At 52.9% G+C, this 23,431-nt stretch carries 20 protein-coding genes and 1 tRNA gene; 9 read left to right on the top strand and 12 right to left on the bottom strand.

From position 1 onward, the window contains the following. Window positions 1–49: 49 nt before the first annotated feature. The 4 genes from HEQ61_RS02250 to dprA form a co-directional block, all read right to left on the bottom strand. Complete coding sequence (locus HEQ61_RS02250; protein WP_168019089.1) at window positions 50–1,705, bottom strand: S41 family peptidase; 1,656 nt, start codon at window positions 1,703–1,705, stop codon at window positions 50–52. Window positions 1,706–1,789: 84 nt separating this feature from the next. After that, entirely contained in the window at window positions 1,790–4,102 is a 2,313-nt protein-coding gene (rnr, locus tag HEQ61_RS02245) for a ribonuclease R (protein WP_168019087.1), read from the bottom strand. Window positions 4,103–4,120: 18 nt separating this feature from the next. Continuing rightward, entirely contained in the window at window positions 4,121–6,769 is a 2,649-nt protein-coding gene (topA, locus tag HEQ61_RS02240; protein ID WP_168019085.1) for a type I DNA topoisomerase, read from the bottom strand. 73 nt (window positions 6,770–6,842) lie between these two features. Beyond that, window positions 6,843–7,982 (bottom strand): DNA-processing protein DprA, encoded by a 1,140-nt coding sequence (gene dprA, locus HEQ61_RS02235; RefSeq protein ID WP_245183054.1) that lies wholly within the window; start codon window positions 7,980–7,982, stop codon window positions 6,843–6,845. A gap of 112 nt (window positions 7,983–8,094) precedes the next feature. Here dprA and HEQ61_RS02230 point away from each other — a divergent pair, with 112 nt between their 5' ends. After that, window positions 8,095–9,081 carry an asparaginase gene (locus tag HEQ61_RS02230; protein WP_168019083.1) on the top strand — a complete coding sequence of 329 codons (987 nt, stop codon included), beginning with the start codon at window positions 8,095–8,097 and terminating at the stop codon, window positions 9,079–9,081. Here the strand turns inward: HEQ61_RS02230 and plsY are convergent, their stop codons facing one another. The 4 genes from plsY to ruvX all read right to left on the bottom strand — a co-directional run bounded on the left by plsY (window position 9,082) and on the right by ruvX (window position 12,522). After that, window positions 9,082–9,699 (bottom strand): glycerol-3-phosphate 1-O-acyltransferase PlsY, encoded by a 618-nt coding sequence (gene plsY, locus HEQ61_RS02225; protein WP_168019081.1) that lies wholly within the window; start codon window positions 9,697–9,699, stop codon window positions 9,082–9,084. It abuts the gene before it with no gap. After that, entirely contained in the window at window positions 9,683–10,972 is a 1,290-nt protein-coding gene (gene pyrC / locus HEQ61_RS02220; RefSeq protein WP_168019079.1) for a dihydroorotase, read from the bottom strand. The genes plsY and pyrC overlap by 17 nt, the downstream gene beginning before the upstream one ends. Before the next feature lie 24 nt (window positions 10,973–10,996). Then, window positions 10,997–11,944: an aspartate carbamoyltransferase catalytic subunit gene (locus tag HEQ61_RS02215; RefSeq protein WP_168019077.1), complete on the bottom strand. Its 948-nt coding sequence runs from the start codon at window positions 11,942–11,944 to the stop codon at window positions 10,997–10,999. 116 nt (window positions 11,945–12,060) lie between these two features. Further along, window positions 12,061–12,522, bottom strand: coding sequence for a Holliday junction resolvase RuvX (gene ruvX / locus HEQ61_RS02210; protein ID WP_415877246.1), 462 nt, complete (start codon window positions 12,520–12,522; stop codon window positions 12,061–12,063). Between the two features lie 169 nt (window positions 12,523–12,691). Between ruvX and gatC the strand changes: the two genes are divergently transcribed. Genes gatC through gatB form a run of 3 tightly spaced genes read left to right on the top strand, consistent with a single transcriptional unit; the run spans window position 12,692 to window position 15,913 of the window. Then, complete coding sequence (gene gatC / locus HEQ61_RS02205) at window positions 12,692–12,979, top strand: Asp-tRNA(Asn)/Glu-tRNA(Gln) amidotransferase subunit GatC (protein ID WP_168019073.1); 288 nt, start codon at window positions 12,692–12,694, stop codon at window positions 12,977–12,979. After that, the gene (gene gatA / locus HEQ61_RS02200) at window positions 12,980–14,452 is read left to right on the top strand and encodes an Asp-tRNA(Asn)/Glu-tRNA(Gln) amidotransferase subunit GatA (RefSeq protein WP_168019071.1); all 1,473 of its coding nucleotides are present in this window, start codon (window positions 12,980–12,982) and stop codon (window positions 14,450–14,452) included. Between the two features lie 6 nt (window positions 14,453–14,458). Beyond that, on the top strand, window positions 14,459–15,913 hold the full coding sequence (gatB, locus tag HEQ61_RS02195) for an Asp-tRNA(Asn)/Glu-tRNA(Gln) amidotransferase subunit GatB (RefSeq protein ID WP_168019069.1): 1,455 nt from the start codon (window positions 14,459–14,461) through the stop codon (window positions 15,911–15,913). A gap of 80 nt (window positions 15,914–15,993) precedes the next feature. Here gatB and HEQ61_RS02190 read toward each other — a convergent pair whose 3' ends face one another. Both HEQ61_RS02190 and HEQ61_RS11165 read right to left on the bottom strand, forming a co-directional pair. After that, on the bottom strand, window positions 15,994–17,316 hold the full coding sequence (locus HEQ61_RS02190; RefSeq protein ID WP_168019067.1) for a sugar MFS transporter: 1,323 nt from the start codon (window positions 17,314–17,316) through the stop codon (window positions 15,994–15,996). 236 nt (window positions 17,317–17,552) lie between these two features. Continuing rightward, window positions 17,553–18,578: a glycosyltransferase family 4 protein gene (locus HEQ61_RS11165; protein ID WP_168019065.1), complete on the bottom strand. Its 1,026-nt coding sequence runs from the start codon at window positions 18,576–18,578 to the stop codon at window positions 17,553–17,555. A 94-nt stretch (window positions 18,579–18,672) separates the two neighbouring features. Here HEQ61_RS11165 and HEQ61_RS02180 point away from each other — a divergent pair, with 94 nt between their 5' ends. From HEQ61_RS02180 to HEQ61_RS02165, 5 genes are all read left to right on the top strand, one after another. Then, window positions 18,673–19,398: a polysaccharide deacetylase family protein gene (locus tag HEQ61_RS02180; protein WP_168019063.1), complete on the top strand. Its 726-nt coding sequence runs from the start codon at window positions 18,673–18,675 to the stop codon at window positions 19,396–19,398. A 40-nt stretch (window positions 19,399–19,438) separates the two neighbouring features. Further along, complete coding sequence (locus HEQ61_RS02175; protein ID WP_168019061.1) at window positions 19,439–19,900, top strand: YccF domain-containing protein; 462 nt, start codon at window positions 19,439–19,441, stop codon at window positions 19,898–19,900. A 158-nt stretch (window positions 19,901–20,058) separates the two neighbouring features. Beyond that, on the top strand, window positions 20,059–21,243 hold the full coding sequence (nhaA, locus tag HEQ61_RS02170) for a Na+/H+ antiporter NhaA (protein WP_168019059.1): 1,185 nt from the start codon (window positions 20,059–20,061) through the stop codon (window positions 21,241–21,243). A gap of 199 nt (window positions 21,244–21,442) precedes the next feature. Further along, a complete protein-coding gene (locus HEQ61_RS11160; protein ID WP_245183053.1) occupies window positions 21,443–21,676 on the top strand; it encodes a hypothetical protein in 234 nt (77 codons plus the stop codon). Window positions 21,677–21,690: 14 nt separating this feature from the next. After that, complete coding sequence (locus HEQ61_RS02165) at window positions 21,691–22,308, top strand: DJ-1/PfpI family protein (protein ID WP_245183052.1); 618 nt, start codon at window positions 21,691–21,693, stop codon at window positions 22,306–22,308. 181 nt (window positions 22,309–22,489) lie between these two features. On the opposite strand, the gene HEQ61_RS02160 is transcribed toward HEQ61_RS02165, so the two are convergent. Together HEQ61_RS02160 and HEQ61_RS02155 are read right to left on the bottom strand one after the other, a co-directional pair. Beyond that, window positions 22,490–22,581: transfer RNA gene (locus HEQ61_RS02160), tRNA-Ser, on the bottom strand. Window positions 22,582–22,674: 93 nt separating this feature from the next. Further along, the gene (locus tag HEQ61_RS02155) at window positions 22,675–23,415 is read right to left on the bottom strand and encodes an alpha/beta hydrolase (RefSeq protein ID WP_168019057.1); all 741 of its coding nucleotides are present in this window, start codon (window positions 23,413–23,415) and stop codon (window positions 22,675–22,677) included. Window positions 23,416–23,431 lie beyond the last annotated feature (16 nt).

Genomic DNA, 23,431 nt, shown 5'->3' with positions numbered 1-23,431 from the left:
AAGAGAAAGAGGTCGTGGACATAACAGGCATCCATCCGCACCGGCTTTGTCAGTGATAAGACAAGGGGGCAGGGGGCATCATGATTGCGGCCGTTATATCCTTGTATAAGGCACTGTTATTAATAATGTCTCTGGCAACAAGAATATCGCCATAACGTCCGCCATGACCTTCGGGTGGGCATAGGGAACGAAGAGACTCTCGTCCCTCATGATCTGTCAGACCAACTGTACGCCACCGCGACGCTATAGCGGCAGTAGCATCAATGTTACCGCCAACAGTTTGTAATGGTTGTATATTCCCAAATCTAAGGGTCGATGTGCACAGTGAGGGCATAACCCCAAGTTTATTAAGGGAGTATCCGGCAGGTGTATGGAGCCGGGACCATGTCAGTGTCAGCTCTCCATTGTTAGGAAGGCGGATTATCGTCTGTACCGTGCCTTTCCCGTATGTTGAGGTGCCAACAACAAGCGCTCTCCCTTTGTCTTGCAGTGCAGCACCCAGTATTTCTGCGGCCGATGCGGATCTTTCATCCAGCAGAACAACGATGGGGCGTCCGTCCATAATATCACGGCCGTTGGTGCTGTAGCTTTGCACGGATTCCGGGTGGCGCCCAAGGGTGGAGAGCAGACGCCCTGAAGAAATAAAGAGCCCCGCACATTCTACCGCTTGATCCAGAAGGCCACCTGGATTGCCGCGTAAATCAAGGATCAGTCCTCTTAACGAGCCTTTGTGTTTCCTTTTAGCCTCATGGATAAAGGCTGCCAATTTTTCAGCTGTATTTTGAATGAAGTAGCGAATGTGAATGATTGGAACAGCATCTTCAGCAAGCTGGGCATCTACGGTCTGAACGGCAGCCTGTCCCGGTTTGATATTGATGTCGCGGCTAAGGCCGTTTCTTTCGACTTTCAAGCGTACTGGTGATCTCACAAGACCACGAATATAGCGAGCAATATCTTCGTGATTGCCTTTTATATCCGACAGGTCTGTGTGCCCGATCCTTGTAATATGATCTCCTTTCAGGAGGCCGGATAGTTCCGCTGGCGTATCGGGCTGGACGTCGAGAACCAGCAAATGATCACTCATAATCTGATAGCGCATACCAATGCCGCCATAGCCGCTGCGATTGGCTCTTTGTTCAGCGGCTTCTTCCGGGCTGGCGTACCGTGAGAATGGGTCGAGATGTGAAAGGATAGCACCAAACAAGGCCCGGTAGAGAGGCTCTGGCTTTGTAATTTGGATATGAGGAGAGATTTGCCCTGCATGGGTGACAACGTTGACAACAAGATGCCCCCATGCAGTTGGGTCTTTTTGCATGGGCATGGCAAATGCACCGATTGGTGTATCTTTCTGGTGCAGATGGAGCCAGTTGTTCTCGGCACGTAGTTTCAGATCAGGGTCCATGGCTATGATACCATGGAGACCATCTTGAGCTATTGTACTGATCTCGGCTGGCTCTAGAGAACGTGCTGCAATCACGTCAAGGCCATAGGATATAACCCGGACCATGTCTTCTTGGTCATGCACCTCGGCAGGGGGCTGACCTTCCAAGGATACAGGTGACGCATAACAAGTCACCGAGATCCGGGTCAGCACCATGGCTATTCCCAGAATCCAAGCCAGCTTGCTGGGTGTCCGCGACCGACAGTGCATTGTGACTGGCATGGGGTAAATTTGTTCCAACTGTTCACCGGGGCGCCTGGTCATTCGGACTTTCACGTCAGTGCTGTCTGAAAACCAGCCGTTCTTATTATGATCGCAGAAGGAAACACCAAACAAGCGCAGACACCGCTATTTCCTCTTTCCCGGTTTCCTTTTTGTTGACGACGCTGGGTAGGCCACTTGTAAATCCCGTGGTGCTTGTCTGGACCCAATCTTGCGCCGATTGTTCTTGACAGGTTTTGGTCCCCGATGAGCGTGTGTATTGGTATTCTCACGTTGCAAGTCCTGATGGTCTCTGCCTTCGCGAACGATTCCAAAAATCAATGAGCCGGTCAGAGGGTCAGCTTTTGCAAGGGTGACCATAATCCGATCTCCCAAGGTGTGCGACATCCTGCCGCTTTGTCCGGTCAGGCGATGTGCCCCTTCGTCGTAATGGTAAAAATCATCCTGCAGTGTGGATATCGGTATCAGGCCGTTGGCACCTGTTTCATCCAGCTCGACAAACAGTCCGAAACGATTGACGCTGGCAACACGTCCCGCAAAGCGGGCCCCTACCTTTGATGCCATGAAATGAGCCGTATACCGGTCTATGACATCACGTTCGGCCTGTGCAGCACGCCGCTCCGTAGACGAAATATGCTCGCCTGCCTGGGGAAAGGATGCAGCCTGTTCTTCCGGTAGATATTCGTTCCGTGTTCCCAGCCCAAGTCCTGATATCAGGGCCCTGTGTACCAAAAGATCCGCATAGCGTCGAATGGGGGAGGTAAAGTGTGCGTAATGACGCAAGCCCAAGCCAAAATGCCCTCGGTTCTCAGGCGTATAGATGGCCTGTGACTGGCTGCGCAGAACGACCGAGTGTACCAGATGCTCGTGGGCCGTATCTTTGACCCGTTCCAGAATATGATTGAAGTTGCGGGGTGTCAGGGCACCAGTCGCCAGATTCAGACCAATTGTACGCAAAAATGTACGCAGGTTTTCCAGACGTTCCATCGGGGGCTCGTCGTGCACCCTGTACATGCAGGGGGCCTCCAGCGATTCCAGTGTTTCTGCGGCACAAACATTCGCTGCAACCATCAACTCCTCAACCAGGCGATGGCTGTCGCTCTGGATGCGTGGCTGGATTGCGGTAACAGCCCCGGTGTCATCGACCAGGATCTTTCTCTCCGGGATCGTGATCTCCAGGGCACCGCGCTGTTCTCTGTATGAGCGAAGAACCTTGAAGCAACCGTACAAAGGTTTCAGAATATCTTCGGCAAGAGGCGACGTTGCTTCATCCATAATGCCATCGAACGCATTCTGAACTTGGGTATAGGTCAAACGGGCCCTGGATTTCATCAAGCCACGGACGAATGTATGCCTGATTTTCTTGCCTTTGGCATCGAACCACATGTGGACAGCCACACAGGGTCGCTCTTCATGCGGGCGGAGTGAGCACCATCCGTTCGAAAGAGCCTCTGGCAGCATGGGAACAACCCGGTCAGGAAAGTAGACCGAATTGCCGCGTTCATACGCTGTCTTGTCCAGCGGGGTACCGGGACGCACATAGTAAGACACGTCAGCAATGGCAACCAGTGCGTGCCATCCGCCATCCTCTGTTGGTTCTGCCCATACCGCGTCATCAAAGTCCCGTGCGTCTTCGCCGTCAATCGTTACCAAAGGAACAGACCGTAGATCTGTACGCTTTCCCAAGGGGGCTTTCCGGGCCTTGGCGGCTTGCTCCAGGGCATCTGCAGGGAATTCTACAGGGATACCATGGGCATGGATGGCAATCAGGCTGACAGCCCCGGGGCTGTTCATGGTGCCAAGCCTTTCCAGAACCTTCGCCTGGCGTAGACCGGAACGCCGTCCGGAGAGAATCTCTGCCTCCACCAGCTCCCCCACATGGGCCCCGGCAGCGTCACCTCTGGCGATAACATAGCCTTGGCGGTCCCGGCGATCTGTGGGGCGCAAGAGCAACCCATTAACTCCCGCTTCCAGAATACCCAGAACGCGCGCTGGCGTTTCGACAAGCTTCTGGATGACATGGCCGTTGTAATTTCCGCTTCGTCCCGGTGTCAGCTTGCACAGTACGTGATCCCCGACCCCGACCGTTGGTAGGCCGCGGCGGGTTGCCGTGACAAAAACCCGGGGAGGCGATCCTTCCTGTTCCCACGTTAATGGGCGCCCTACCAGTTCCCCTTCGGAATCCGTCCCGGTTATCTGAACCGCGACCATCTGGGGCAGACGTTCCGGATACTGGGGGCGCTGTTTGTGGCGGCGCTGGATTTTACCCTCTTTCTCCAGCCCTTTGATGATTTGTTGTAGCAGCGGGCGCTGCTCTGCGGTCAGGTTGAAGGCCCGGGCCAGTTCGCGTTTACTGATCCGGCCCGGATTTCCCTGAATAAAGTCGAGCACATCCTTGCGGGTGGGAACAGGGACATGTTTTGGATTTTTCTTTGCCAAAATCAGGGCCTCCTGCACTCAGGAGACATCATCGTCATTGGTTCTCTTCTTGCTACGGGATCGTGGTGCGGGCTTGCTTGCTGTCTTCTCTTTCTTGTCAGCCGGCTTTGTAGCTGCTTTCTTGCTTTTTGTTTTGGCAGTGGTCGCTTTGCCAGTCTTTGGATTTTTTTCGGCCTTGGCCGCCAGCCATTCCAAGGCTTGCTCCAGCGTTACTGTTTCAGGATCAGTACCCTTCGGAATATTGGCCCGTATGCTGCCATGTTCCACATAGGGGCCATAGCGCCCTGAAAGGAGCTGCACGCTCTTTCCGTCATCGGGATGGATGCCCAGTTCTTTGCCGGCTGCCTTGGGTGCGCGTGTCTTTGCCGATGCGAGAAGATCCACGGCACGGTTGATGCCGATATCCAGGACATTGTCCTGGCGCAGGTTGACGTATTTGCCATCGTGCACAATGTATGGACCAAAGCGGCCAATGCCAGCCAGAATGGGCAGACCGGTTTCGGGGTGCTGACCAACGGTTCTTGGCAGGGAGAGAAGAGACAGTGCACGCTCCAGATCGATGGCCTGAGGATCTATGTCCTTTGGCAATCCGGCTCGTTTGGGTTTGGTTTTTGCCTTACCTTCCCCGGTTGCCTCCCCCAGCTGCACGTACCAGCCATATGGCCCCTTGCGTACCACAATGGCCAAGCCGGTTTCCGGGTCTGTCCCCAATTCACGGTCTCCGGCACCTGCATCTTCGGCATTTCCGCCCAGGGGGCGGGTATAGCGACACTCGGGGTACGCCGAGCAGCCTATAAAGGCCCCGGTCTTGCCAAGTTTCAGCGAAAGGCGCCCGGTTTGGCAGGATGGGCAGATGCGAGGATCGGATCCATCCTCCTTTTCCGGGAACAGATGCACGCCAAGGTCAGCATCCAAGGCATCAAGAACCTCGCTGATTCTCAGGTTCTTGGTTCCGGATATGGCCTGTGTAAAATCCTGCCAGAAATTGCGGAGCACATCTTTCCAGTTCACTGCGCCAGCTGATATTTCATCGAGCTGATTTTCAAGGGTAGCCGTGAAATTATATTCCACATAACGGCGGAAGAAGCTTTCAAGGAATGCTGTGACAATACGCCCCCGATCTTCGGGGATGAATTTGCGTTGCTCCAGCCTGACATAGCTTCGATCCTGCAGGACGTGGAGAATAGAAGCATAGGTCGAGGGTCGCCCAATGCCCAGCTCTTCCATCTTCTTGACCAGACTGGCTTCAGAATAGCGGGGCGGAGGCTGGGTGAAGTGCTGATCGGTCCGGGCGTCGGACAGCGTTGTCGTTTCTCCCTCATGCAGGGGGGGGAGTATACGTTCCTTGTCCTCGTCATCCTGACCCGATACATCGTCCAGATCTTCGCGGTACAGGATCAGGAAGCCCTCGAAGACAACGGTTGACCCATTTGCGCGAAGTACTGTTTTCCGGTCCCGGGTCGACAGGTTCACGCCGGTCTGGTCAAGCAGGGCGCTTTCCATCTGACTGGCAACGGTACGTTTCCAGACAAGTTCGTAAAGTTTGAACTGATCATCATCTAGGGAATCGCGAACATCTGCCGGACGCAGAAAGACGTTGGTCGGGCGAATGGCCTCGTGCGCTTCCTGGGCATTCTTCTGTTTCGTCTTGTAAACCCGGGGCGTTGAAGGAAGCAGTTTGCTGCCCCATCCCTGTTCAATCAGGGTACGGATGTCATTGACAGCTTCCGGTGTTATGGAAACAGCATCTGTACGCATATAGGTGATCAGACCAACGGTTTCACCGCGGATAGTGACACCTTCATACAGCCTTTGTGCTGTCTGCATCGTCCGGGTGGCAGAAAAGTACAGTTTCCGTGCGGCTTCCTGTTGCAGTGTCGATGTTGTAAACGGCGGGGCAGGATGGCGTTTGGCCTGCTTGCGTTCCAGAGATGAAACGGTAAAGGTACCTGCCTTGACGGCAACAAGTGCTCTTTCGGCAGAAGATGCATCGGGCAGCGAGAACTTTTCAAGCTTCTGGCCATCCAGATGCGTCAGGCGTGCTGTAAAAGGCTTGTCCATGGCTGACCGCATGTCAGCTGTAATGGTCCAGTATTCTTCGGAACGGAACCGCTCAATCTCGGACTCACGCTCGCAGATCAGGCGCAGGGCAACAGATTGCACCCGGCCGGCAGAGCGTGATCCGGGCAGCTTTCGCCACAGCACGGGCGACAATGTAAACCCGACGAGATAGTCCAAGGCCCTTCTGGCCATATAGGCATCAACCAAAGGCTGATCTATGTCGCGAGGGTTATTGATAGCCTCTGTTACCGCAGTTTTGGTAATGGCATTGAAGGTGACACGCTTGACATCCACCCCCTTCAGGGCGCGCCGACGGGCCAGTTCCTCCAGCACATGCCAAGCAATTGCTTCCCCTTCACGATCCGGGTCAGAGGCCAGAAAAACGCGCTCGGCATTCTTGACCGCCTGAACAATCTCGCGAATGTGCTTTTCTGACCGACTGTCTGTATCCCAGTCCATTGCAAAGTCTTCATCCGGTCGGACAGATCCGTCTTTTGGCGGCAGGTCGCGCACATGGCCGAAGGATGCAAGAACGGTATAATCCTTGCCCAGATACTTGTTGATGGTTTTGGCCTTGGCCGGCGACTCGACAATGACAACGTTCATGGGATATCCGGGCACACTTCTTTCCTGATCACAGAGTGGTGTCGTCCCGCGATAATCCTTCTGTTCCAGAGAATTAAGCAAGCATTGACACGCGACCTCCGGGGTGCCGTTCAAGGCGCCCCGCCAACTCCAGCTCCAAGAGAACCATGGAGACAGCAGCCGGAGACAATTGGCATTGCCGGATGATTTCGTCAACAGTCACAGCAGCAGGTGACAGCAAACCGCCAACAATCTCTCTGGCCTCTGCCAAGGTACTTTCGTTGAAATGCGACGGTTTTCCCATGGAAAAACGGGTGTGTCCGGGTTCGCGGAACGGCGTGTGCCCGGCATTGCCCAACGCGAAAAGAATATCATCCGCGCTTCTGACCAGTGTTGCACCATCCCGTATCAGATTGTTGGGGCCTTCACTACGGGGGTCCAGGGGTGATCCCGGTACGGCAAAAACATCTCGCCCCTGTTCAGCGGCCATACGTGCTGTAATCAACGAGCCGGATCGGGCTGTTGCCTCCATCACGACCAAGCCTCGTGACAGGCCGGATATGATACGATTACGTCGTGGAAAATGGCGGGCTTGTGGCTCAGTCAGAGGAGGCATTTCAGAAACAATAGCACCTGTGGCCCGGATTTTATCATACAGATCCTTGTTCTCGGGTGGATAGATCACATCGGGGCCGCCAGCCATCACAGCAATGGTTCCTGTTTGTAGAGACCCTTCATGTGCGGACGTATCAATGCCGCGAGCTAGTCCAGATACAACGGTCATCCCTGCCTTCCCAAGATCCATGGCCAGCCGCCAAGCCAGTTGACGTGCGCTTGCTGATGCGTTTCGTGCTCCGACAATGGATACGCAGGGATTTTTCAGGACTGACTCATTGCCCATGATATAAATGCAGGGTGGTGCATCATCGATTGCAGACAAAAGAGCAGGATAGTTTGGTTCAATGGCACAAAGCAGCCGTGCACCCACTGTTTTGGCTGTCATCAGCTCATGCTCTGCTGTGCTGGTGGAGCATATCTTGATGGGTTTGCCCCGTCCTCCACGGCGAGCCAATTCCGGCAAGGCATTCAAAGCATCACGGGGTGTTCCAAATCGGTCAAGAAGTTTGAAAAATGTAATGGGGCCAACGTTCTCACTGCGGATCAAGCGAAGCCAGCTAATCTTGTCGGAGTGAGACAGGGTGGAGGCGGGGGGAGAGAAAAGAGTCGTCATCATGACGATATATTATCTATCCAAGGTTATATATCAAGGCGATGATTGACCTTCCAATACTCTTCCCCATTATTACCAAGCGTTAATGTTAATTTTTCTGCTCAGCAGGGGTGATATGCGTCCAGTCACAATTGTGTATACAGGTGGTACCATTGGAATGGAGCTTGGTGAGAGGGGGTGGCGTCCTGCTGCTTCCTTTGTCTCGCTCCTTGATCGTATGCTGCCGGGTTGTATGGATGGCAGGGATGTGGTGCTGGAATATGCCCCTGCTGTTGACAGTGCTCATGTTGATCCTGCTCTTTGGTACAAGATCGGTCGCGAGTGTGTACGTGCGACATCATCTGGCCATGGTGTCATTGTCGTGCATGGTACTGATACATTGTCCTGGACAGCCGCAAGCCTTGCCCTGCAACAGGTTGCATGTGGAGCACCTGTTGTTCTGACTGGTTCCATAATCCCTTTGGTTGTTCATGGCAGTGATGGTATCGGGAATCTGGAACAGGCACTTTCAGTTGCGCGGGACCCCGATGTCCATGGCGTTCTCGTTTGCTTTGGAGGCCGCATCATCCCTGCTGTACGCAGCCGTAAAATATCTACATCAACTCCTGATGCGTTTCGTGATGTTTTGTCCTTGGCGCATGCAGATGCTTCATGGTTAATCCCGAGCAACGATGGGATTCGTCTCGGTTCCCCACCGCTGTCACCAACTGTTATAGACATTGGTTTTGTTACCTGCCATCCGGGGCTCTCTGCCGGGTTCTTGGCTGGGCTGACGGCATGGAATCCAAGTGGATTGGTTCTGGAATGTTTTGGCAGCGGTACAGCTCCTTTTGTAGAGGGAGCCTTGCAACGGGTACTATCCGATCTGGTGCATCACGGAACATTGATCGTTGCTGTTAGTCAATGCGCGGACGGAGCCATCGATCTGGATCATTATGAGGCAGGTGCGGTGCTACGCGATGCAGGTGTCCTTGCAGGGCGTGGCCTGACACGGGAAACGGCTTTTGCCAAGCTACACCTTATCTTGTCTCATAGCCTGCGTGGCCAGAAAGCCGCCGATATGTTCCTTCGTGATTTTTGTGGAGAAACGCGGATCTGCTAGTTACTGTGCCTTTCTCAGCCTGATCTTTGACTCTGTGCCTTGAAGGAGCCGTCGTATGTTTTCATGATGGCGTACGAAGGCAAGAATGGCCAAGACGGCAAACGCCACAGTATGGGCCGGGGAGGCCAAGAACCATGCTGAAACCGGGGCTGTACCCAAGGCCATCAAGGCAGAGAGAGAAGAGTAGCGAGTCAGAAGTGCCATCAGAAACCAGACGCTGCACGCTATGGCTCCGACAGGCCAAGCTGTCAGGAATAAAACGCCCAGCGTGGTGGCAACTCCTTTACCCCCCTTGAAGCGAAGCCAAATCGGGAAGTTATGCCCCAGAACGGCGGCACATCCGGCAACAAGGCTGCCAGATGCGTCAACCAGTATTCCGGCCAGCGCAGCTGCAATACCTCCTTTGCCCGCATCCATGACCAAGGTTGCCAGCGCCAGATCCTTGCGCCCTGTACGCAGGACATTGGTGGCGCCGATGTTTCCCGATCCAATGGATCGAAGGTCGTACCCAAACGGCTTCGTCAGCACAATACCGAACGGTATGCTGCCAAAAAGGTATCCAAAAACAGAGCATAGAAGCAGGGCAAGCTCTGCAGGCACCTCAGGTACCGTGAACATAAATTGTTTTCCCGTCAACAATGGTACGCAACACCCGCCCCTGTAAGAGGTGTCCGTCAAAAGGCGAGTTTCTGGAGCCTGAGCAAGACTTGTCTGCACTGTACTTCCAAGGCTTGTCTAGATCTACCACAATCAGATCGGCAGGGTACCCTGCTGCCAGTTTTCCGGCTTTGAGACCAAGTATGCGTGCTGGGTTGAGACTGAGAAGAGCAAGAGACCGCAATATGGGCATGCTCCCATCGTGGACCATACCCAGCGTCAGGGGTAAAAGCGTTTCCAGTCCAAGACCTCCGCAGGCGGCACGCGCGAAGGGAACATCTTTTGCGTCACTATTCTGCGGCGCATGGTCGGAAACGATGGCATCGATGGTGCCATCCATCAAGCCGGCAATGACAGCTCTTCTGTCGCTCTCGGATCGTAGCGGGGGGCTTAGTTTTGCTGATGTGTTGTAGCCGGATATGGCCAGTTCATTCAGTGTAAAATAAGGAGGGGCTGTGTCGCATGTGACAGAAAGCCCCTTTGCTTTTGCTTGACGTATGGCCTCGACACTGTCTGCTGTCGAGATCAGTGATGCATGATAGCGGGCACCGGTCATCGCGACAAGGCGCAGGTCTCGCTCGAGAAGGATGACTTCAGCCTCAGATGGTATACCGGAAAGGCCCATGCGGGTTGCCAGTTCTCCACTGGTTGCAACACCCTTTGCCAGTGAGGGGTCTTCCGGTCTCTGGATTAACAGAAGCCCGTACATGGACGTATACTGCATGATCCGCCTTAGTGTGCCTGCATTCGATACGGCGTGCTCTCCATCGGTAAAAGCGATGGCGCCCGCTGCAGACATAAGGCCATACTCAACCAGCTCTGTTCCTTTTGCCCCGGCTGTGGCCGTTGCATAGGGATAAATTTTCACGGCTGAATCTGTGCGTGCCTTGTTCAGGACAAAGGCAAGGGCTGCTTCGTTGTCAACCAGAGGATCCGTTCCGGGAAGGCCGGCGACTGAGGTTACGCCGCCCGATGCAGCCAGTAACCCAGTCGTGCGTAGTGTTTCCCTGTGCGCAAATCCCGGTTCGCGCAGATGGGTTCGCATGTCAACCAAACCAGGCGCAAGCGCCATGTTTCTGCAGTCAATTGTACTGTCTGCATGTATCGCGCCTGAGTGCTGCAAATGCGGCCCGCAATCAAGGATAAAAGACCCTTCAACCAGAAGGCCACCCGGAACATCCAGGTCAACGGATGGATCCAGAAGGCGGGCGTTGAAATAGTGCGTACGATGCATGGACGTTTCTGTTCCCGGGGTGGCTTACAAGCCATTATTCTCGGCATTGCGGATCAGGATATCCAGAATGGCCATACGGGCCGCAATGCTCATTTCAACCTGTTGGCGAATTAATGAACGATCAAGATCGTCAGCGACATCGGAATCAATTTCGATACCCCGATTGATGGGTCCCGGGTGCATGACAAGCGCATCGGGTTTGGCCAAGGCAAGTTTGTCGCGGTTCAGGCCAAAGAAGTGAGCGTATTCACGGGCAGAAGGAATGCAGGATTCACCAAGGCGCTCATTCTGTACGCGGAGCATCATGATAATGTCAGCATCCCGTATGCCTTCACGCATGTCGGTAAAGGGAGTTACGCCCATGCATTCAATATGCGAGGGCAGCAATGGGCGGGGCGCAACAACCCGGATATTAACCCCCATGGTGCTCAAAAGATGAATATTGGACCGCGCAACCCGGGAATGGGCGATGTCTCCACAAATGGCAACCTCCAATCCCGCAAGCCGCCCCTTGTTTCGCCGTATGGTCAGGGCATCGACAATGGCTTGCGTCGGATGCTCGTGCAGGCCGTCGCCAGCATTGACGACGGCACACTGTACATGCTTGGACAGTAGCTTTGCTGCGCCTGAATCATGGTGGCGAACAACCAGTATATCCAGCTTCATGGCGTTCAGGGTTACGGCCATATCAACAAGGGTCTCACCTTTGCAGATGGAGGATCCTGCCGATGTCATGTTAATGACGTTGGCCCCCATTTTGAGTCCGGCAAGCTCGAAAGAAGCCCGTGTGCGGGTTGATGCTTCCATGAACAGGTTGACCTGCGTCCGTCCTGTCAGGCGATTGGACTCATACCGGGGTTGGCGATTCCTGTCTGCATAACTATCCGCGAGATCGAGAAATTCTTCAATCTCGTGAGGGTACAACCCCTCCATACCAAGAAAATGCCTATGAGAGTATGCCGGATTTTTCATAAGGGCGGACTATGAAGTTAAAACATCATTCCGGCAAGGGGAGAATGGTGTGCGCTAGGGCTTTATGGCGGCCCTGCATGCCATGCAAGGAAGTCATATATCGATTGACGGTAGATTTATTTGTCTGCAAAAGCAATGGCATCAAGGAAACCTTGAAGAATCCAGGATGCGGCGTTTCTATCCACGGTTTTCGCCCTTTTTTTGCGGGACATGTCCAGCTCATCAATCATGACGCGTTCTACGGCTGCGGTTGACAAACGTTCATCCCAGAATGCGATTGGAAGCTGGGATATTGGCTGTTCCAGCGCTCTGATATTATCGGCAAACGTTCTTGTCGACTGGCAGCGACGTCCTTCTGTTCCATCCATTTCCACCGGAAGCCCAAGGACCAGGCCGGCTATTTCGTACTCTGCAACCAGCTCGGATAATAGGGTCATGTCCTTGGTGAATTTGGTTCGCCGGATTGTTGTGAGCGGAGTAGCGGTGATCAGCAAGGGGTCTGACAGGGCGATGCCTATGGTCTTGGTGCCAAGGTCCAGCCCGGCCAGCCTGCCGGCGGTGGGCAGGGCGTGTTTCATCTGCAAGGGCGAAAGACCTGTCACAGGAAGTGGTGCGGGGTTGTTGCAGTCAGTCATGACGAGTGATACCTTCCGGCGATTTTACGCGTGTACAGCCCCGGATCGGCGCGTACTGTGTGCCGACGGGGATGCTCCCAAGACACTTACTCCCGCCAGGAGACTTTTTTCAATGTCGCTCGACAAAGATATCGTCCGGAACGTTGCGTTCCTAGCCCGTATTGAGGTGCCCGAAGACAGGCTTGATCCTCTGGCCAGCCAGCTTTCCGGTATTCTTGACTGGGTTGAACAGCTTGCTGACGTCAATACCGAAGGAACAGAGCCTATGACCAGCGTGACGGATGCGGTTCTGCGCTGGCGGGAGGATATCGTCTCTGATGGCGGTATGTGTGACTCCATTCTGGCCAATGCGCCGGAAGCCATGGATGGTTTTTTTGCCGTGCCGAAGGTGGTGGAATAAATGTCTGTTCTTGACCTGACCCTGGCCCAGGCCCGTGACGCCCTGCGCTCTCGCACGTTTTCAGCTGTTGAGCTGGTTGATTCCTACATTAGTGTCATGGAGCAGAAGCGCCCGCTGAATGCCTTTATTACTGAAACAGCGGAGCAGGCGCGCCAACAGGCCGTGGAAGCTGATGCTGCCTTGGCAGCAGGAAGCGCAGGACCGATGACGGGCATTCCCGTTGGCCTCAAGGACCTGTTCTGTACAGAAGGTGTTCGCACTACTGCTGGAAGCCGAATGCTGGAAGGGTTCATTCCGCCTTATGAAAGCACGGTTTCGGCAAATCTGCGAAAGGCTGGTGCTGTTTCGTTGGGCAAGCTGAATCTGGATGAATTCGCTATGGGTGGATCCAACCAGACAAGCTGGTTCGGCCCGGTTCGTAACCCGTGGAAGCCACGTGGCCAGGATGTGGACTTGGTGCCCGGCGGATCGTCCGGTGGATCTGCTGCTGCTGTTGCGGCCCGTATGGTGCTGGCCGCAACGGGTACAGATACCGGTGGATCTATCCGGCAACCTGCTGCTTATTGTGGGATTACGGGTTTGAAGCCAACGTACGGGCGTTGTTCCCGGTATGGCACCATTGCCTTTGCAAGCTCCTTGGATCAGGCTGGCCCCATGACCCGCACGGTTCGCGATGCGGCAATTATGCTGGGCGCGATGGCTGGCTTTGATCCAAAAGATTCCACCAGCGCAAACATTCCGGTGCCTGATTTTGAGGCGGCCCTGACTGGTGATATCCGTGGTTTGAAGATTGGTATCCCGGCTGAATATCGTTCGGATGGCCTGGATCCCGAGGTTGCTTCCCTGTGGGACAAGGGGGTGTCGTGGCTGAAGGATGCGGGGGCCGACATTCATGACATAACCTTGCCGCACACCCGGTATGCTCTCGCAACGTATTATATCGTTGCGCCAGCCGAAGCCTCTTCGAACCTGGCTCGTTACGATGGTTTACGCTTCGGGATGAGGGTGGAAGGCAAATCCCTGGACGAGATGTATGCTAAAACCAGGGCGGCAGGGTTTGGTGAAGAGGTCCAGCGGCGTATCCTGATGGGGACCTATGTCCTGTCTGCCGGCTATTACGATGCCTATTACCTTAAAGCCCAGAAAGTGCGGTCATGCATTGCGCGGGATTTCCGCGATGCCTTCCGGTCGGTTGATGCGATCTTGACGCCAACCGCCCCGACTGCAGCTTTCGCGCTGGGTGCAAAAATGGATGATCCTATCGCAATGTATTTGAATGATATTTTTACGGTCCCTGCCTCATTGGCCGGTTTGCCCGGATTATCTGTGCCTGCGGGATTGAATGCATCGGGTCTGTCTCTTGGGCTTCAGATCATCGGTCGTCCTTTTGATGAGGAGACTGTTCTGCGGGCCGGGGATGTTCTGGAAAAGGCCGCTAGTTTTCCGGGTGTTCCGGCTTTGGTAAAGGGATAAGGCGCGATGAGCTATCATATCAAAGGTGAAACCGGGGACTGGGAACTGGTTGTCGGGCTTGAGGTTCATGCCCAGGTTATCTCTCAATCCAAGTTGTTTTCGGGTGCCGCAACAACGTTCGGAGCGGAGCCGAATACGCAGGTTTCGTTTATTGATGCCGGCTTTCCCGGCATGCTGCCGGTTATCAACGGCGTGTGTGTGGAGCAAGCCGTTCGTACGGGTTTGGGGCTGAAAGCACAGATCAACAAGCGCAGTATTTTTGCGCGCAAGAACTATTTTTATGCTGATTTACCCCAAGGGTATCAGATCAGCCAGTATGATCAACCCATTGTTGGTGAAGGGCAGATCGTGCTGGATTTGCCCGATGGATCAAGCCGTACGGTTGGTATCGAGCGCCTGCATCTTGAGCAGGATGCAGGGAAGTCTGTTCATGACCAGCACCCTGCAAAGTCTTTGATTGACCTGAATCGTTCTGGTGTTGCGCTGATGGAGATTGTTTCCAAGCCAGATATGCGTACGCCGGAAGAAGCCGGGGCATACTTGCGTAAGCTGCGCTCCATTCTGCGTTATCTTGAAACATGTGACGGCAATATGGAGGAAGGCTCCATGCGTTGCGATGTCAACGTATCGGTCCGCAAAGCCGGGGAGCCATATCGGACACGTTGTGAGATCAAGAACGTCAATTCCGTTCGCTTTGTCATGCAGGCCATTGAATATGAAGCCCGCCGCCATGTTGAAGTGTATGAAAGCGGTGGCCAGATTGTTCAGGAGACACGTCTGTTTGACTCCTCACGTGGTGAGACACGGTCAATGCGGTCCAAGGAACATGCGCATGATTATCGATATTTCCCTGATCCGGATCTTTTGCCCCTGGAGTTTGATGATGCGTTTGTTGAGCGCATCAAGGCAACGTTGCCCGAGCTTCCTGATGATAAAAAAGCGCGGTTTGTATCCTCCTATGGCCTGACACCTTATGATGCAGGCGTTCTGGTTATGGAGAAGGAAACTGCTGCTTATTTTGAGGAGGCAGCGGAGGGACGTGACGGAAAGCAGGTTGCGAACTGGTTGATCACAACGCTTTTTGGTGGCCTGAACAAAAAGGGGCTTTCCATTTCACAAAGCCCGGTCAGTCCATCCCAGCTTGGTCAGTTGGTGGATCTGGTAAAAGACAACACTATATCCGGGCGGTTGGCGAAGGACGTTTTTGAGATCATGATGGAGGAGGGAAAAGATCCTGCTCTTATCGTGGAAGAGCGGGGTATGAAACAGGTTACAGACAGCAGTGCGATTGAAGCTGCCTGTGATGCTGTTATTGCAGCTAATCCCGAGAAAGCTCAGGAAGTACGGGATGGTAAAGAAAAGCTGGTTGCCTGGTTTATAGGGCAGGTTATGAAGGCAACTCAAGGCAAGGCCAATCCAGGTGTGCTGCAAGAAGTTCTCAAGAAAAAGTTGCTTGGTTAGAAAGCTGTGACTTTCTCTATGCGGGATAAAAAAAAGGCCCCGAGCTATATCGGGGCCTTTCAAATTATTGCGTATAAACCTTACCCGGCAGCAGGCTTGCTGGCCAAGGATCGATTGTTCGCATGTTGATGAGCATCTCCGGCACGGTGACCCTTGACGCCATAGTACAGAATATAGGCGTAGCATACGAGCGGCACAAAGAACGCGGCCAGAAGCCCGACTTGATCAGCAACAAAGCCGTGGATCAGGGGCACAATAGCCCCACCGACAATGGCCATACACAGAATACCCGATGCTTTGCTGGTATGATGACCAAGCCCCCTGACCGACAGGGTAAAGATTGTCGGGAACATGATGGAGTTGAACAGGCCAACGGCTATCAAGGACCACATGGCAACATGGCCACTGGACAGGATAGCTGTAATGATCAACCCTATAGCAATGGTGCAGTTGAAGGACAGAAACGCTCCGGGATTCACATAGCGCATGATGGCTGCCCCAACAAAGCGTCCAACCATTGCGCCACCCCAGTACAGGGACAGGTAAAAACCAGCCCCGGCTTCTGGAAGGCCTGCGATCTCCGGCATTGCTAACAGATTAATCAAAAAGCTGCCGATTGCCACTTCTGCACCGACGTACATGAAGATACCGATGGTCCCCAAGACCAGATGACGATGGGACCAGATGCTGCCATGGTTTTTTGCATCAGTGCTCTTGTCCAGATCAATGACCGAGTTGGTATTTCTGATGTCTGGCAACTTGATGAACATCAAAGCGAGCGCATTGGCGATCAGGATACCTGCCAGCCACATGTAAGGGCCTTGCACAGAAGCGGCTTCTTTTGCCCGATATGCAGCCTGCTCTAGCTCTGACATGCCTGCCAGTTCGCTGGCTGACAAGACAACCGTACTCAAGATGAACAAGGATCCAATGTACGGAGCAATTGTTGTGCCGACGGAATTAAATGCCTGAACGACAGCAAGGCGACTGGATGCTGTTTCCTGCTTGCCGAGAATGCTGACATAAGGGTTCATGCAAACTTGGATCAGGGTAATGCCAGAGGCCAAGATAAACAGGGCACCCAGAAAAAGCGGATAGGACCGTTCGCTGGCTGCAGGCCAAAAGGCCATACACCCGGCAGCCGTCACCAGAAACCCCACAACGAGGCCACGTTTGTAGCCGATCCGTTCAGCCAGCATGCCCGAAGGCAGGGACACGAAAAAATAAGCGGTAAAAAAGCAGAACTGGACCAGTGCGGCCTCGGCATAGCTGAGTGTAAAAACAGCCTTCAGATGAGGTACAAGCACGTCGTTCAGGCATGTAATCATACCAAGGAAAAAGAACGGTGCGGTCAACACGGCCAATGGGCCAAAATAGGAGCGATTTTGATGTGCAGTGGACATCGGAACAGCCTTTGTTCAGCGCTTCTGAAACAAACCGGTTCTTTTGCCGGTTTCCCCAAAACGGGGGTATGCGTGATGCCTTCAGATGCCTGAATTCTTTTGTCCTGACAACCCCCGATTTCCTTCTTTCTCCATAGGACAGGATAATGCATCACCATGTTGCGGTTTGAATTCATGTCGCAATGCAAAATTGTGCGATGGTGCAAATACAAACCGTCCTTTGGCTTTTATCAATCTCAAGTTATTGTTTGATTGATAAAATCACGGGCTACGTCTTCCCAGCGTCGGATTGGCGCCAGCAACAGGCTTTGATGCATGCTCTGCCATAACGTGTCATCGGACAGCAGGCGGATTGTTGCGTCTGCGAAAGATCGAGGGTTGGCTGTCATTGTGACAAAGCCTGTTTTTTTGTCTGTTATTCTTTCAGGCAGTGCCCCTGTATCATTGACGATGGCTGGAACGCCACAGGCTTGAGACTCGGCAATGGCCAAGCAGAAGCTTTCTGGTACCGTTGAGGGGTAGCAGTGCACCCTCATTGACCTCAGGGCGGATGCCAGACTATTCCTCTGCAGGGGAGGGTTGAGGAAAACGCCCGCAGTATGTTGCGCTTTTTCAAGAACAGCCTGCGTTTCTTCTGAACCACCTTCCCGCTGGCTCATAATGCCCGGCCCCGTAAACAGGTGCAGCTCGGCTGAAGGAATGGCAGGAACAACATGCTGTTTCCACATATCGAGCAGGGGATCCAGTCCACGCAGGGGATTGGACAGGAAAACGGCACGTGGTCCGGGGGGGATAGTTATGTGGGGGGAGGGGTAAAATACGGGATCGACACCATGAGGTATAACAAGCCGCCGCCCTGGAACCCATGCCGGAAGGGTAGAGGCATGGAATTTTGACAAAAAGACCATGGCAGACTTGCGCCTGACAAGAGGCCACAGGTAGCGTGTCTTGAGAAGGTATTGGGCGGGATTATGGATCCAGAAAGCAACGTGCCTTGCCTTTGGAATAAGGCGCAGCACCGTATGTCCCCGGTTGGCAATGTACAAGTCGGCTGATTCCGGGTGGTTCCCGTCGATGGGTTCCCAGTTCACGCCATTATGTAGAAGTGAGGTATTGGAGTTTGTCAGACATGTTACATGGTGCCCCAGTCTGGCAAAGGCTTCGGCAAGCCAGATAACACAGCTTTCCGCTCCCCCAAGAGGTCTCTGCTCCAAGCATAATCCGTTAAAATGAACGCCATCATCAGCAATAATAATTCTCACCGGCCCGTAACTTTCATTGGTGTGCAATTGTTATGGATCTGCTAAGGGAGCATAATCGACCCGCATCCGTTTTTCCGGAAAAATATTGAGTGCAATGAAATTTGATCTTTTCGCCCGCTGGTTGCCTATCGTTCGTCGGCTCTCTCATCATGATGGGAGGGTCGGGTTATCCTATGATGACGGCCCTACTCCGGAAGCAACGCCGGGAATATTGAAGCTTTTGTCGGAGTATAATGCCGGTGCAACCTTTTTCCTGTCAGGGTGCCGCACCGTTCAGTACCCCGATCTTGTAGCAGACATTGTGCGGGCAGGGCATCCGGTTTATGCCCATGGGTGGGACCATATTCGTCTTGACCATGCCGGTCCTGAACGTCTGAAAGCCGACCTTCTCAGGGGAGAGGAGCTGCTGGCCCGTTTCCGTCCGACGCCAGATCCTTATCTCGTCCGTCTTCCTTATGCTGGTGGCTATCGTAATCCAAAAGTCCATCATACCATTCGCTCGTTCTGGCCTTCTGCCCAGGTTGCTCACTGGTCGTTGCATGTTGATGATCCCGGCTTGGCACGTATGTGCAAGACACCTGATGAGGTGCGCCTCGAAGGACAGAAGCGGATTGATGTTGCACTGGATACGGGCAGTCTGGAAGGGGCGGTGATGTTGCTGCACGATATGGCCTTTGATATAGACAGCTCCGTGCGTGCCGAAACGTCCTTAATTTTGACCGAGCAGTTTTTGGGGGGGCTTGCCAAAAGAGGGTTACGTGCCTGTCCTATGGATATATGTTCAGCGCCAAGCATCCTGGATCGTTTCCTCCTGCTATAATTGGCGATAGTCTTAACATGCCTCGAGAGGGGATCTTGTTGTGAGACAAAACAGCGCAGAGTATCCCCAAACCCCTGATCCCATTGTTCTTGTCTTGAATGTGGTCTGGGTTCTATTGGGTGGTTTTGTGATGTTCTTGGGCTGGGTTCTGGCCGCTTGTCTGATGGCCTTGACCATTGTCGGGATTCCGTGGGTCAGGTCTTCCCTGAATATTGCATTTTATTCGCTATGGCCTTTTGGCCGTATGGCTGTTGACCGCCAGGATTTATACGGGGAGCGTGATATCGGGACGGGGGTCTGGGGCCTTTTGGGTAATGTGCTGTGGTTTGTCCTTGCCGGTTGGTGGCTGGCGTTGGGCCATATATCGTCTGCCTTGGCTTGCGCTATTACTCTTGTTGGTTTGCCGCTGGCATGGGCGCATTTGAAGCTGGCGTGGATTTCCATCTTCCCTGTAGGAAAGGCCATTGTTGAGATCCCCAAAGGAATGGGACCGCGTTTGTAGTCAAGGAACGTGTTCCTTCGTCTGAGATCTGTACGCAAGGGAAAGAGCATCATACCGTGCGGGAAAGGGGCCTTTTTGGTTGATGCGGGAGGATCCGTACTTTATTCATTATTTCTATGGGGTTGGTAGTTTTGAAAGAAAAAGAAAGGTTTCTTGGTATGGCATTGTCGATGATCCGGAAGTTCATGCATATGGAGGCTGCCGGAGGGCTTTGCCTTGTCGGTGCGGCATGCATAGCCCTTCTTTTAGCCAACAGTGCGGGGGCACCCTTTTATCAAGACTTTCTGACGACAAAGCTTGCTGTGACCTTCAATGGAGCTGGTATAGACAAGCCTCTTCTTCTTTGGATCAATGATGGCCTTATGGCTGTCTTTTTTCTTTTGGTAGGTCTTGAAATCAAAAGAGAAGTCCTTGAGGGAGAATTATCATCCCGCAAGAAGGCGTTGATGCCCGGCATTGCTGCGCTTGGTGGTATGATAGGGCCTGCTCTCGTCTATATCGCTTTCAATATGGCGTGGCCTGACAGGTTGAATGGATGGGCTATTCCCGCAGCAACCGATATAGCATTTGCCTTGGGAGTTATGGCTCTGGCAGGGAAGAGAGTTCCGGCTACGCTCAAGATTTTTCTTTTGGCCTTGGCAGTCATGGATGATCTTGGAGCCATTATTATTATTGCATTTTTTTACACCAGCCACCTTTCCATGCTTTCTCTGGGGTTGGCTGTTATAGCAATCATGATTTTGTTCAGCCTGAACAAGGCGGGAATCAACCGAATAACTCCCTACGTTCTTGTTGGTATCTTTTTGTGGGTTTGTGTGTTGAAGTCCGGTGTTCACGCCACGTTGGCGGGGGTTGTTCTTGGACTGGCTATTCCTTTGCGTGGATCTGGCCAAGCTTCAGAGTCTCCCTTGAAGCATGTCGAGGAAGCGCTTCATCCATGGGTTGCCTTTGGAATTATGCCGATCTTTGCGTTCTCTAATGCAGGCGTTTCATTGGCTGGCGTTACATATGATGTTGTTTTCAGCACCATTACGCTTGGTATTGGTCTGGGGCTTTTCATTGGAAAGCAGGTTGGGGTTATGACCTTTACCTGGTTTGCATCGGTTCGTGGCATAGGCTCCTTGCCCAAAGGGGTGTCGTGGGCTCAGTTTTATGGGATGTCTGTTATTACGGGCATTGGTTTTACCATGAGCTTGTTTGTCGGTACGCTTGCCTTCCCTTCTGGCCTTCACGATGCTGAAATTCGTCTTGGTGTTCTGGGGGGGTCTTTGCTGTCAGCTCTTGTTGGATTGCTTATTCTTAAGAGGGCAACTCCTGTGGAGAAGGTCGAAGAGCTAGCCTAGCTGACACTTGTGCCTTGGTGCTGCGAGGGATTGTGGCACCAAGAGCTTGTGTAAAAGCGTTCAGTTCAAGGGTGATGATTATTATACCGATTACATGCGGATATATATTAAGTAATATTATTATAAATTGTTTTGTAATTTTGTGAGTTTTGATCATTGTCTTATATTGACATCAGAATAAATTAGCATGGAGCGAGTTATGGATTCTGGGAAGAGCGATATGAATCCAACGCCTGACTCTGCAGAAGACAATGCCTTCTTTCCCTCTCCCTATTCTCTCGCGCAATTTACCTCTCAGATCTCCAATCTATCTGATGCAGAGTATCCAAGTGCATACAAGGGTGGGCGGTGGAAAGTATTGGTCATTGGCGCGGATGAGCGCTACCTGCTGCTTGATAATGGAACTTTTTTTCTACGGGGAATCACCCGGTAGAAACCCTGCTTCCTATGTATCATCTTCATAAGGCCGGATTTGAATTCGATTTTGCTACCCTCTCTGGCTATCCGATAAAGTTCGAGTTATGGGCAATGCCTCGTCAGGATACGGAAGTGGTAGGGCTGTATAGAAAGTATAATGCTGCCATGAAGAGCCCAAGGCGGTTGGGGGATGTTGTGGAGACAGCTCTTGGTCAGCACTCTGATTACATAGGCGTTTTTATACCAGGTGGACATGGCGCCCTGATAGGTTTGCCCGACAGCTCTGAGATGAAGGCATTGTTGGAATGGGTTGCGGAGAAGAATAAATTCTTGATCTCTATTTGCCACGGACCTGCAGCTTTTTTGGCTGTTGGTGAAGATAGCCTTCTTTATAGGGGCAAAAAGATTGTTGCCTTCCCCGATGTAATGGATGCAAAAACACCGGAGGTCGGCTATATGCTGGGGCATTTGACATGGAAATTTGGTGAGAAACTGAAGCGGCTGGGCTTTGAAATACTCAATGACCAAATCTCCGGGCAAGTCCATAAGGATGGAAGAATCCTCACAGGCGATAGCCCGCTTGCCGGGAACGCATTGGGAAAGCTGGCTGCGCGGGAGCTCCTAGCCGAGGTGAATAGAAAGGACTGATCCTGTCAACGATTCTGCAGACTTTTGGGGCTATTTTTCTATTTTCTTGCGGGCCCAGAAAATACAGCTAAACGCCAAGGCAACGTAATTATTTTTTCCAGAAGAAGTGTGGTCAAAGTTTGCTCAAACGCAACGGGCGTTCTGTAAACTTCTTATAAATCAATGCTTTAGAGAACGAACATGGCGGAGCGGGAGGGATTCGAACCCTCGGCACGAGTTACCCCGTGCGACAGTTTAGCAAACTGCTGGTTTCAGCCACTCACCCACCGCTCCTTGAATTCACATGGCGCATGACGCTGAACACGGTGTTTTCTATCGAAATATAAACTAGAGGTCAACATGTTAAAGGAAGGTACCGAAAATTTTTCAGGATTCACGTGTTTCCAAGTCATGGAGATGACCTGATTCATTATCTTTAGGAGTAAAGCGTTGTTTCAGGAAGCGAATAGCATGACACAGTCCATACTCGTCAATACCGTGAGGCAGCCCTTGGCATGTGACGGTACCCACATCAACGCAGTTCTCCCGCAGAGCACGTTCAGCTAGTTCCATTGCCAGGTAGGGGACCACAGGATCTGCATCGCCATGAACGAGAAGTACGGGGGGGCGTGATGTCACTTCATTGGGAAGCACCTCCGCCCCAACTAGGGCCCCTGAGAAACCAACGACAGCAGCTAAAGACGTTCTTTGTCGCAGTGCAACATGCATAGCCATCATCGACCCTTGGGAAAATCCAACTAAGGCAATGCGCTCTAACGGAATCTTCTCCTTCTCGGTAATGCTATCCATAAAGTTCTGTAGGTAGGGAGCTGCTGTCCGTGCACCTTGCAGCAGACGGGTGTGGATAGGGGACATGGTTTCGGGCTCCCGCCGCATCATGTCCGGATCATAGGAAGCAAGACTGAACCATTGCCGACCTGAAGGAGACATTTCGCAAGGTTCAGGGGCATGCGGGGAGTAGAAGACCGTTCCGGGCAGGGCTTCTCCCATCTGTGGGGCAAGCCCGATAAGATCATGACCGTCAGCGCCATAGCCATGCAAGAAAATGACCGCTTGCCGGGTGTTGGAGTTGGCAGGGTGACGGTATTCTGGCCCGGAAAGAGACATGGAGTACATCCCTGTT

Origin of the sequence: Haematospirillum sp. H4485 (assembly GCF_012102745.1) — a bacterium.
Classification (GTDB): Bacteria; Pseudomonadota; Alphaproteobacteria; order Rhodospirillales; family Rhodospirillaceae; genus Haematospirillum.
This window is presented reverse-complemented; position numbering and strand designations above follow the sequence as displayed.